The 12,103-nt window shown below is 45.4% G+C and carries 11 protein-coding genes; 6 read left to right on the top strand and 5 right to left on the bottom strand.

What is annotated here, in order from left to right; all coding sequences use genetic code 11:
- Positions 1-36: 36 nt before the first annotated feature.
- Complete coding sequence (locus FKN88_RS05155; protein ID WP_154167837.1) at positions 37-378, bottom strand: metalloregulator ArsR/SmtB family transcription factor; 342 nt, start codon at positions 376-378, stop codon at positions 37-39.
- A 326-nt stretch (positions 379-704) separates the two neighbouring features.
- Between FKN88_RS05155 and FKN88_RS05150 the strand changes: the two genes are divergently transcribed.
- The 5 genes from FKN88_RS05150 to phoU all read left to right on the top strand — a co-directional run bounded on the left by FKN88_RS05150 (position 705) and on the right by phoU (position 6,185).
- Entirely contained in the window at positions 705-1,727 is a 1,023-nt protein-coding gene (locus tag FKN88_RS05150) for a substrate-binding domain-containing protein (RefSeq protein ID WP_072669632.1), read from the top strand.
- A 71-nt stretch (positions 1,728-1,798) separates the two neighbouring features.
- Positions 1,799-3,184, top strand: a complete 1,386-nt coding sequence (pstC, locus tag FKN88_RS05145) for a phosphate ABC transporter permease subunit PstC (protein ID WP_306690721.1) — start codon at positions 1,799-1,801, stop codon at positions 3,182-3,184.
- A gap of 4 nt (positions 3,185-3,188) precedes the next feature.
- Positions 3,189-4,571, top strand: coding sequence for a phosphate ABC transporter permease PstA (gene pstA / locus FKN88_RS05140; protein ID WP_306687332.1), 1,383 nt, complete (start codon positions 3,189-3,191; stop codon positions 4,569-4,571).
- A 39-nt stretch (positions 4,572-4,610) separates the two neighbouring features.
- Positions 4,611-5,417 carry a phosphate ABC transporter ATP-binding protein PstB gene (gene pstB / locus FKN88_RS05135; protein WP_224214106.1) on the top strand — a complete coding sequence of 269 codons (807 nt, stop codon included), beginning with the start codon at positions 4,611-4,613 and terminating at the stop codon, positions 5,415-5,417.
- Between the two features lie 24 nt (positions 5,418-5,441).
- A complete protein-coding gene (phoU, locus tag FKN88_RS05130) occupies positions 5,442-6,185 on the top strand; it encodes a phosphate signaling complex protein PhoU (protein ID WP_158138588.1) in 744 nt (247 codons plus the stop codon).
- Between the two features lie 154 nt (positions 6,186-6,339).
- On the opposite strand, the gene arsB is transcribed toward phoU, so the two are convergent.
- The 4 genes from arsB to FKN88_RS05110 all read right to left on the bottom strand — a co-directional run bounded on the left by arsB (position 6,340) and on the right by FKN88_RS05110 (position 10,090).
- Positions 6,340-7,356 carry an ACR3 family arsenite efflux transporter gene (gene arsB, locus FKN88_RS05125; protein ID WP_154167824.1) on the bottom strand — a complete coding sequence of 339 codons (1,017 nt, stop codon included), beginning with the start codon at positions 7,354-7,356 and terminating at the stop codon, positions 6,340-6,342.
- A 114-nt stretch (positions 7,357-7,470) separates the two neighbouring features.
- Entirely contained in the window at positions 7,471-9,228 is a 1,758-nt protein-coding gene (arsA, locus tag FKN88_RS05120) for an arsenical pump-driving ATPase (protein ID WP_306687333.1), read from the bottom strand.
- 9 nt (positions 9,229-9,237) lie between these two features.
- Positions 9,238-9,624, bottom strand: coding sequence for an arsenite efflux transporter metallochaperone ArsD (gene arsD / locus FKN88_RS05115; protein WP_040904225.1), 387 nt, complete (start codon positions 9,622-9,624; stop codon positions 9,238-9,240).
- Between the two features lie 271 nt (positions 9,625-9,895).
- Positions 9,896-10,090 (bottom strand): hypothetical protein, encoded by a 195-nt coding sequence (locus tag FKN88_RS05110; RefSeq protein ID WP_306687335.1) that lies wholly within the window; start codon positions 10,088-10,090, stop codon positions 9,896-9,898.
- A 242-nt stretch (positions 10,091-10,332) separates the two neighbouring features.
- Here FKN88_RS05110 and FKN88_RS05105 point away from each other — a divergent pair, with 242 nt between their 5' ends.
- Positions 10,333-12,057, top strand: a complete 1,725-nt coding sequence (locus FKN88_RS05105) for an SgrR family transcriptional regulator (protein ID WP_306687336.1) — start codon at positions 10,333-10,335, stop codon at positions 12,055-12,057.
- Positions 12,058-12,103: the final 46 nt, after the last annotated feature.

Genomic DNA, 12,103 nt, shown 5'->3' with positions numbered 1-12,103 from the left:
AGCCATTTGAAATCGATTCAAATCGCAAGGTGATAATTAGGCACAACATAGCGGACGTGATTTCATCGCCGTCAAACGGTCAATATCAAGCTGGTATTCCGCTCGTAAACAATTTGAATCCACGAGACCTTGGATCTGTTTTTTCATCCAGCCAGGTAGCTGATCAGATAAGCGATAAAATACCCACTGACCTTGACGGGCATCGACGACAACGCCACTCGCTCTTAATAAAGCAAGATGGCGCGATATTTTGGGTTGGCTCTCTTCTAATGCCGCGGTTAACTCCGCAACGCAGAGGTTCTGTTCACGAGCAATCATTAATAAGCAACGCACTCGGGTTTCATCAGCCAACAGTTTAAAAAATTGATGAGGTAGCATAAGCTCATTACCTTATATGGATATGCGAATATATTAACTGCCTTCTAATCGCTGTCAATGGTAATCCAGCCGTTGTCATGAAATTTTCATATTCAAAAAGATCATCTTGTTGATGTCATCAGAGCGTCATCCCCCAGTGCTAATCTGCGCTGACTGACCGAGAAACCGGGTTATGCCACACCCCCACTGTCACATGATTGTCATATAACTTCCATTTTACTGTCATACAAACCACCCAAAATCCGTTTTAGTTAAACCAAACACAACCGCAATTTGAAGGCATGATGCCATAGCGGTTAACAATGTGAATGAACGAGGGAAATACTATGAAGTTTGGACGCAACGCGCTATTGCTTGCCTCAACCATCGCCACGGCTATCTCAGCACCTGCAATGGCTCGTGAAACTATCCAAATTGCTGGCTCATCAACTGTGCTGCCATTTTCATCAATCGTTGCTGAAGAGTTTGGGCAAACTTTTGCTCAATTTAATACACCGATTGTTGGATCAGGTGGTTCGGGCGGCGGCCTTCGCCAGTTTTGTCAAGGCGTTGGTGTCAACACCATTGATATTGCTAACTCTTCTCGTGCTATCCGTCCCAATGAGCTTGCGAACTGTAAAGCCAACGGCGTGAATGAAGTCATCGAAGTGAAAATCGGTTACGACGGTATTGTCTTTGCTTCACGCACCGACAGTGGCAGTTTTGCACTAAAACCTGAACATGTCTTTAAAGCAGGCGCAGCGCAAATTCCTCAAAACGGTAAAATGGTTAATAACCCTTACACCAACTGGAAACAGATTGATCCTTCACTACCGGATCAAGATATCTTATTGGTCATTCCTGGCTCTAACCACGGCACCCGTGAAGTGTATGAAGAAAAAGTTGTCCACCCGGGTTGTGCAACATTCGCTGAAGTCAAAGCCATGGATAGCAAAGCTAAAGAAAACTTCTGTAACGCGATTCGTACCGATGGACGCGTAGTGGAAGTCGCTGGTGACTATACAGAAACACTGGCTCGCCTCGATGCACAGCGTAACGCATTAGGCGTATTTGGCCTCAGCTTCTATGACCAAAACCGTGACCGCTTAAAAGTGGCAACGGTCGATGGTGTCACTCCTAGTTTAGAGACCATTTCAACGGGTGAATATCCGGTTTCTCGTCCTTTATTCTTCTATATCAAAAATGCCCACGTTGGTGTTGTCCCTGGCCTACTTGAATACGCTCAATTCTTCGTCAACGAGCAGATTGGTGGCATGGGTAGCCCATTAGAAGAAGCTGGCCTAATCCCAATGGATGACGCTGAGCGCGCGCAAGTGTCAAACGATATTCGCAACCGTAAGACTTTATAAATAAAGTAATAATTCAGTAAGAGAGGCATTAACGTCTCTCTTACTATTGCTTTTAAAAGGTAATCACAATTATGAATAATATGATGCTAATGGTGGTACTACTGGCAGTCATGGCTCTGGCTTATCAGCTCGGGCTAGTGCGCAGTAAAAGAGTGGCATCAACCAGCAGCGGGCAGACTCAACGCTTGCATTCTCGTCCAGTTTATCACGGTGTATTGACCCTACTTTGGGCTGTCGTACCCGCTTTTTTAGTGTTTGTTTTATGGACGACATTTTCCCCTAATTTCATTCAAAACTTAGTGCTCAGCAGTATCCCCAGCGAGTTTCAACCCGCTACCGCCGATCACGCTCGTGTATTGATGAACCAATTGAATAACTTAGCCAGTGGCTTTGCCGTAGTCAGTGAATTCAGTGATTATCAAATCGCGGCGGCTGAGTACCTACAACAGGTACAATTTACCAGTCACGTTATCTTAAGTAGATTAATGGCGACTTTAGCCGCGACAGGCGTCGTCTTTAGCACCCGTCGCATTCGCCCTGATTTACGTGCTCGTAACCAAGTTGAACGTGCGTTGCACATCGTACTTATTCTCTGTTCTGGTGTAGCCATTCTGACAACGATTGGTATTGTGCTGTCGATGCTGGGAGAAGCCTTTCGCTTTTTTAGCTTTGTTGACCCACTCGATTTCTTTTTTGGTACGACATGGAACCCGCGTTTCTCAACCGTAGGCACCAGCGGCCAAAGTGGTTTTGGTATGCTACCGCTGTTAGCGGGAACGTTCATGATTGCGTTTATCGCTCTTGCCGTCGCCATTCCAGTCGGTTTGATGGCCGCGATTTACTTAGCCGAATATGCCCCCAGTCGAGTTCGCTCTGTAGCGAAACCGATTATTGAAGTACTGGCAGGGATCCCAACAATTGTCTATGGCTTCTTTGCCCTGATCACCGTCGGCCCTTTTCTGAGTGAGATAGGTGAATTCTTCAATATTGATATCCGTGCTACCTCAGCTCTAACAGCAGGGGTCGTGATGGGGTTAATGATCATCCCGTTCATCTCTTCTCTTTCCGATGACATCCTCACCCAAGTTCCTAAAGCCTTAAGAGATGGCTCGCTGGGTCTCGGAGCGACAAAATCAGAAACGATACGTAAAGTCGTCCTGCCCGCAGCGCTGCCGGGCATTACCGGAGCCGTACTACTCGCCGCCAGCCGTGCGATTGGCGAAACCATGATTGTCGTGTTGGCTGCGGGCAATAGCCCGGTCTTAACCGCTAATCCTTTTGAAGCTGTATCGACGATGACCGTGACGATCGTCAATCAATTAACCGGCGATCTGGATTTCTCTAGCCCACAATCACTGGTGGCCTTTGCCTTAGGGTTAACGCTGTTTGTGATTACCCTGTTTCTTAACGTCATTGCGTTAGTCATCGTACGTAAATACCGCGAACAATATGAGTAATTTCATGGACAGTATTATGCCAACCTCAACTCAATCAATGAGCGATACGAATAAGCTACGTGAGAAAACACAACTGCGTATTGCAAAATCACTCAAAAAACGCCATGCCAGTGAACGTCGTTTTAAAGCGTTTGGTATGGGAGCTGTTGGCTTAGCCCTCAGTTTTGTATTGATCCTGTTTGTTTCCGTTTTTTCCAAAGGCATTCCTGCTTTTTGGCAGGCGACGGTAAGTTTGAACGTTTATTTCGATCCTGAGGTAATCAATATTGAGCCGAAACCCGTTCAGCTCAGTGGCGAATCCGCAGGTGAATTTCAACAACGAATGCTCGCTTGGCAAGGTCAAGTAGGCATGGTCAATTTCAACCGCATTATCGTCAATAGTTTAGCCAAAGAAATACCGGAAGCGCCCCGCTATCAACGTGATGCATTACGCTTAATCACCAGTGGTGAACGTTTCGCACTGCGCGACATGTTAGTCAATGACCCGTCATTGGTCGGTAAAACACTACGCTTAGATTTATTGGCCGATGCGAATGTCGATGTGTGGTTAAAAGGCAATATTGATCGCGATTTACCCGACTCGCGCCAGCAATTAAGTGCTCGCACGCGTGCTTGGGCTGATGAACTGGCAGACCGTGGCGTGATTCAAAATAAATTTAGCACCGCTTTATTTATGAATGTCGACTCACGCAGCTCGTTAGCGTCGGCTGGCTTAGCGGGGGCATTTATGGGATCGGTATTTATGATGCTGATCGTCATGGTGCTCGCGGTACCGATTGGGGTAGCTTCCGCGATTTATTTGGAAGAGTTTGCGCCGAAAAACAAACTGACGGATTTTATTGAAGTGAACATTAATAACCTCGCCGCCGTTCCTTCAATTGTGTTTGGTCTACTCGGTGCATCGGTGTTTATTTTATGGTTTAAACTGCCATTATCGGCACCGTTTGTCGGCGGTTTAGTGTTAACTCTGATGACACTGCCAACGGTGATTATTGCGACTCGTTCAACCTTAAAAGCGATTCCGCCATCGATCCGTCAAGCAGCGCTAGGTATTGGCGCGTCAAAAACCCAAGCGGTATTTCACCACGTGCTGCCGCTGGCTCTTCCAGGCATTTTGACCGGGGCGATTTTAGGTATCGCACAAGCATTGGGCGAGACCGCACCGCTGCTATTAATCGGTATGAACTCGTTTGTTGCCAGTATTCCAAGTACGCCGATGGATCAGTCAACCGCTCTGCCAGTGCAAATTTTCTTATGGCAAGGTAATGAACTCCGTAACTTCTTTGAAGCAAGAACCTCTGCTGCAATCATCGTATTGCTAGTATTAATGATTAGTCTGAATGCGTTGGCCATCTGGTTACGTCGACGCTTTGAAACACGGTGGTAATCCAACATGATAAGTGAAGCAGTAATGAATAAACAGCCGATGATTAACCCTGATATTGTGCGTAAAGCATCGCCATCCACTGCGGTAAAAAATACCAAAATGGCCGCCCGTGATGTCAAAGTGTTCTATGGTGAATCACAAGCCTTGCATGGCATCAACATGGATATTGTAGAAAATGAAGTCGTCGCGTTTATCGGCCCTTCCGGTTGTGGTAAATCGACCTTTCTACGTTGTTTAAATCGCATGAATGACACCATTGATAGCGCACGCGTTGAAGGCTCCGTCACCTTGGATGGGCAAGATATCTATCACCCGAGCCTTGATGTCGTACAACTCCGTGCGCAAGTGGGTATGGTCTTTCAAAAACCGAATCCATTCCCAAAATCCATCTACGAAAATATTGCTTATGGGCCCCGTTTGCACGGTTTAGTCGATAATAAAGCCGACTTAGAAGAAATTGTTGAAAACAGTTTACGCCGTGCAGGACTGTGGAATGAAGTCAAAGATCGTCTTTCTGCTCCCGGAACTGGGCTGTCTGGTGGTCAACAACAACGCCTTTGTATTGCGCGCGCGATTGCCGTCAATCCTGAAGTCATCTTAATGGATGAACCGTGTTCGGCACTCGACCCTATTGCGACCTCAATCATTGAAGATTTGATTGATGAACTGAAAGGCAGCTACACCATCGCGATGGTCACGCACAATATGCAACAAGCAGCGCGCGTGTCAGATAAAACCGCATTTTTCCACATGGGCAATCTTGTCGAGCTCAATGATACACGAGAAATATTCACCAACCCGCGTGATAGCCGCACGGAAGATTACATCACGGGTCGCTTTGGTTAATTCACAATTTTTCAGGAGAGATTTATGCCAACTCATCGTATTGATGGGCACACCTCACACAGTTACAACAGCGAATTACGCTCGATTGTCGATTCTGTGGTTAACATGGGCGACTTAGTGATAGAGCAGGTTCGCCACGCACTCAATGCCTTTATGACTGGTGATACTCGACTCGCCAAGCAGGTAATAGAAAATGATCATCAGATCAACCTACTCGAACTAAGTATCGACCAAAAATGTGTGGATATTCTCGTCAAACGCCAGCCTGCAGCACGCGATTTACGAGCAATCTTTTCCATCATGAAGGCAATCATGGATTTAGAGCGGATTGGTGATCAATCAAAACGCATTGCCAGCGCGGTACTACGTTTAAAAGAACAGCATCCAGGAAAGAAAAATTACTTTGAGGGTATTGAACTGCAAGAAGATGAGTTCGAACAAATCAACGCTCACGTGATTAATATGCTACAAAAATCCATGGATGCGTTTCATGATATGAATGCCGAAGCGGCCTTAGAAGCCGCAATGTTGGATAAGCATATTGATAACAGTTATAGCGAAATTTTACGCCAAAACAACCAAAATATGCTGCTTAACTGTTCTCACTTCCAAACCATCTTAGAGATCACTTGGATAGGCCGCGCCGTGGAGCGAATTGGCGATCATGCGCGCAACGTCTGTGAGTACACCATCTACTTTGTCAAAGGCTTAGATGTGCGCCATAAAAACGACCAAGAGATGGCTGAACTACTCGCCAAAAAGTATTAGTTCTCTCTGACTCGACGAACGCACTCAGTCTCTACCGAATCGAGGTTGAGAGCTCTGAGAAAAACAGCCATTTCTATACAGAGATGGCTGTTTTTTTATTGAGGGAATAATCCATAACGCTGCCCTATTCGGCAGCGACCAATCGATCGGGTGATTAATTAAACCAATGACGCGTGCGATTAGCAAACCAGACTAAACTTAGCATCACGGGTACTTCCACTAGCACGCCAACCACCGTTGCCAACGCGGCACCAGAATGTAACCCAAACAGAGCAATCGCCACCGCCACCGCGAGTTCAAAAAAATTAGAAGTACCGATCATGCATGCTGGCGCGGCAATATTATGCGGTAAATCGATTTTCTTAGCAGCGAAGTAAGCCAACGCAAAAATGCCATAGGTTTGAATCAACAGCGGAATGGCAATTAATACAATCGCCAAAGGCTTAGAGAGAATGGTCTCGGCTTGAAAACCAAACAACAACACCACGGTTGCCAACAAACCAATTATCGACCAAGGTTTCATTTTTGCGGTAAAAGCGTTTAATCGGGAATGGTCATTGCCTTTATCGAGTTTTTTCCGCGTATAAATTCCAGCCAATAATGGGATCAATACATAGAGTACCACCGAGAGTAATAACGTATCCCAAGGGACGGTGATATCGGTCATCCCCAGCAAAAGCCCTGCAATAGGCGCAAAAGCGAAGATCATGATCACATTGTTTACCGACACCTGAACTAAGGTATAGTTTGCATCGCCTTTGGTTAATTGACTCCAGACAAACACCATTGCCGTACAGGGTGCAACACCCAGTAAAATCATCCCAGCAATGTATTCATTGGCGGTTTGTGGATCGACCCAATTGGCAAAAAACACCTTAAAGAACAACCAACCTAAAAATGCCATGGTGAACGGTTTAATCAGCCAGTTGATCACCAAAGTCAGTACCAGACCTTTGGGCTTTTTGCCGACATCTTTAATGGAAGAAAAATCAATTTGCACCATCATTGGGTAAATCATTAACCAAATCAGCACCGCGATAACAATATTCACCTGCGCATATTCAAAGCGAGCAAATATCGCAAAGACATTCGGCGCTATTGAGCCAAGTGTAATACCAGCAATGATCGCCAGCCCTACCCAAACGGATAAGTAGCGCTCAAATAATCCCATATTTTCTCTCCTAGACGTTTTCGATTCATAAAATTTCAATAGCTAAAAATAACGCATCATCGATGATTGGCTTAACCATTATTGAGATGATGCGCGAATACGTATTGATTCTCACTAGTGAACAGAGTGCGCCATTTGACTCAGCGCTTCAATACCGACGGGTTCATTGACCAGCATCGGCACTAAGGCAATACGTTGGGCGTGTTCTTCAACCTGTTTTATTTGCTGGTACTCTTGTAGCGCACGTTGCTGAAGCAGTGGAGACTGAATGGTCGCGACCGACAACGCATTATTGACTATCCATCCCCAAGGATGAATACCGGCTCGAGCTAAATCATCTTGTAAATGTTTAGCTTCTAAAACCGGGGTGGTTTCAGCCAAGGTCGCAATCAATACCTTGGTTCTTGTGGGATCTTGCAACTGCATTAACGGGGTGGTGAAACGCTGATTATCACCCATCTTTTTGGCAATTTCTTTATGATACGCACCAGTCGCATCGAGAAGCAATAACGTATGTCCCGTCGGGGCGGTATCCATCACCACAAAGCGCTGCGCGGAATCGCGAATCGCTCGAGAAAAAGCCTGAAATGTGGCAATTTCTTCCGTACAAGGAGAACGGAGATCTTCTTCTAATAAGGCTTTTTCTGCGGCTGATAGGTTTTTACCTTTGGTCGCTAAGACATGCTGACGATAACGTTCTGTCTCTTCTTGTGGGTCAATGCGACTGACTTGTAGATTAGGTAACTCACCTTGTAGAGTCGCTTGTAAGTGAGCGGCCGGATCCGAGGTAGTGAGATGCACATCGAAACCTTTATTGGCTAGCCCAACCGCAATCGACGCGGCTAAGGTGGTTTTACCCACTCCGCCTTTCCCCATCAGCATAATTAAACCATGTTTGTCCTCGGCAATATCATCAATCATATTGGCCAAAGTTGGCGACTCAACCTTGATTTGGCTGATTTGAGTGGGCATCGTCTCCAGAATAGACTCCGTTTGTAACAGAGAAGCTAATGCCTTAATACCGACCATATTATCCGCTTTAAGATCAATGGTATCTGTGCTCAAACCTTGTAAAACCTCAGGTAATGCGTGTAGTGCCGCTTGCTCTCGTTGTCTGATGGATGCCGCCAGAGGATCCTGACGCGCAGCGGACTCCGACATTAGCCCATTTACCACTAAACACTGCTGCTTAATACCCAGCGAATACAGCTCTTGGTAGGTACGCGCAACCTCTTCTAATGCACTTCGCTGCGCTCTGGCGACTAAAATTAAGCGCGTTTGCTTGGCATCAGCAAGCATATCCACCGCATGAGCATATTGCTCTCGCTGTTTTTCTAACCCCGCCATCGGTCCCAAACAGGAGGCACCCTCGGGATTCGCTTCAATAAAACTGCTCCACGCGCCGGGCAATTGCAGCAAACGGATCGTATGGCCTGTCGGCGCGGTATCAAACACAATGTGATCAAAACGTTCCGCAAGCTCTGGATTGGTCAGCAAGTCGGTAAATTCATCAAAAGCAGCGATTTCTGTTGTACAAGCCCCAGATAGCTGCTCTTCAATACTGCGTAATGCATCACTAGGCAATAGGCCTTGCAATGGTCCGACAATGCGCTGGCGATATTGCTCAGCCGCTTGCTGTGGGTCTATTTCAATGGCGGATAAGTGTTCAATTTGTGTGATCGCGGTGATTTGATTACCAATCGCTTGATTAAAGACTTGAGCCACATTAGAAGCGGGATCGGTACTCACCAACAACACCCGCTTACCTTGCTCAACTAAATGCAGCGCAGTGGCACAAGAAATTGATGTTTTGCCGACCCCACCTTTACCGGTAAAAAACAGATAAGGGGGTAAATTATTTAGAAATTTCATCGCTTTCTCCTAACAACAGCCCGGTGATTGACAACCTTTACTTGAGTCGCTTTGACTGGTGAGCATCACTAAGTCAAACCATTGTGCTAGCTCGTCTCGGGTCGGATAACGTCCTGATAGCACTAATTGCTCATCAAGGATAAACGCGGGTAAATGCTCAACCCCTTGTTGCTCAAGTAAGGTTTTGATTTGTGGCTGGGTAGCAAATGCCATCGGATCATGAGCCAAATTAAAACGTTTTATCGTTACATCTTGTTGTTTTAACCAATCCAGATCAGCTGAAAACTGGATTAACACTTGATCAGCATCAACGCCACACACTCCGCTACTGCAACACAGAGCGGGATCATAAATATGTAAGCTGTTCTTTTTGGCCGTTAAGCGATTAATTTTCATCGGTAGATTCACCTTATTAGCAACAAACGATCCGAATCATGAGTGGCGTAACTTCGCTCTGAAGAGAGCACCATCACATTCGATTTTTCAGATATATGGCAAATCATATATCTTATTTTACGCTCGTCAAGCATAAGATGTTGAAGTCGTAATCAAGCTAGCAAAGTGAAGTTTTCGAGAAATATCGATGAATGGAAAACGTAAAAATGGCACCTTACTTGCCTCTTGATGGGGGTCAGGAGCGGGCGTAAATAAGGTGCCATGCGGTTATTCAGTTAGATTTACTGTTTATCTCTTGTTGCCATTGGCATAGTTGGATCAAAGCGAATAGCGCTTGCTTTTCTGAACGAGATTGGCATACCGCTAAGCGTTGTAAGTAGTATTCTGTTAATGGCTGCGGGTGAACAACAGACCCCGTTTCAATAGGTTTGCTTGGGCGAGCAACGGCTGATGTGGTTGGCATCATAGTATCCTCTTCTGGCTGGGATATCTTTAGTATGCTAGATTTAAGGAAAAGAAAAACTGACAGGATAATTTATTTTACATCCCTATTTAAAAATAAATCGAATGAATCATTGACACCATCAATACACAATGGACTAAAAAAGCTCAGAAAACTTTAAATAGACATAATATGGCTCTTAATGGAAAACGATCTATTATTACCCTCCTTAAATAGGGAGCAAAAATTTAAAAAGGAAACCTATTTTGTCTATCCTTAATTTATATCGTTATTACTTACGCTTCGATGGTTATGCGATAGAACAACCCATCAGTGCTACGTTAGAGGAGATTGCCAATCGATTATGCAGTAGCCCGCGCTATGCGCGTGTCTTGCTACAACAAATGCAGCAACAAGGCTGGCTCTCGTGGCAGCCTAAGGTTGGCCGAAATAAGCGCTCAACGCTGTGTTTATTGCAAGATCCTGAGCGGCTCAAAGAACATCTAGCCAGTGACTGTCTTTTGCGTGGACAGTATGACAAGGCCTTGGATCTTTTGGAGCAAGATGAACAGGTTTTCGCTCGGCTATTACAGCAAACCTCCGGAGCTTCAATGCACGAAGGGCGATTGCATATCCAATTGACCTATCGCCGCCCCTTTCAAGCTCTGCTGCCCCATCATCCACAACGTAACAGTGAACGCTTTTTAGTACGACAAACCTACGCTTGCTTGGTCCGTTGTGATGCTGACGGACAAGTACATCCGGAACTGGCTCACCATTGGCATTATGATGCTGAGAATTATCAGTGGCGCTTTTATTTACGCCCTGAGCTAACTTTTCATGACGGACAAATGATCGATGCGCAAAGCATTGTCGAGCTCTTTTCAGGCTTAAAATCCTTAGCGAATTATCAGCATGAACTTGCTCATTTAAAACGCATTAGTGCCCCGCATCCGCGGGAAATACTGTTTGAATTCACCGTCCCTGATCAAAGCTTTGCAGGTCTGATTAGCGGTGTCAGTTATTCTATTCAACCGGTTAAACAGCTTCAGCAGTCCAACTCCAACGTGATCGGCAGTGGTGCATTCAAAGTTTATACTCATACTGATAAGCAATTAGTACTGCATGCTTTCAATCGATACTATGGTTGCCGTTCATTATGCGATCAGATTACTATCTGGCTATTCGACCAAGATGTAACAACTGCAACCGACGCCATTCCTCACGCTGGCCGAAGCTGCCAATATTACGTATCGGCAGAATCTCCGAAGATTGAAAACGAACAAATTAATCAATTCTCTCGCCAAGAAGAGGGGGCAATTTTTTTATTAAATAATCACCACGCTAACCTACCGCTCGACGACCAACAACGCCAATGGTTACTTAGCTTGCTTGAACCAAACTGGTTATTGAGCGATATAGCGCACTCAAACCTCACTCCCGCTGATCATTTATTGCCTTGTTGGACCAAGTTATCTCGATTCCCCGCCACTCAGTGCCCATTACCGACATCAATGACGATGGCCGTATACAACTACGTGACATTGATTGAGTGTGCTGAAGCGATAGCTAAGCGGTTGGCTGATCACGGTATTCAAGTCATCATCCACAGTTACGACTATCAAACCTTGCAACAAAAAGCAGCACAGGGAAATCTCAATGAAACCCTAATCTTGAGCAGTATTAACTTAGATGATAATCGTCATACCAGTGCCTATCAGTTTCTTTACAGTAACCCGCTGCTTCACCATGCGCTGGATGATGTGGCCAGTAAATGGCTACGTCAATCGTTAGCAGATATACGTGCAAACGTCTGTATAGAGCAGTACCTTGTGGTATTAGAGCCTTTGGTAGCAACTTTGATCCATCATGGTGTTTTGCAACCACTCTATCACGAGCAACAAGTGCTACGTTTCCACGATTTAATTCACAATGTCGCTTTAACAACTTGGGGATGGCCTGAATTAAAACAGGTCTGGACTAGTAGTTAACGCATATTGGTCGAAAACATCCGATATAGATAAATCAAGAAACAAA

The sequence above is a fragment of the Vibrio sp. 2017_1457_13 genome (assembly GCF_030851525.1).
GTDB lineage: Bacteria > Pseudomonadota > Gammaproteobacteria > Enterobacterales > Vibrionaceae > Vibrio > Vibrio metschnikovii.
The sequence above is the reverse complement of the archived record's forward strand: the minus strand, read 5'-3'. Positions and strand labels throughout refer to the sequence as shown.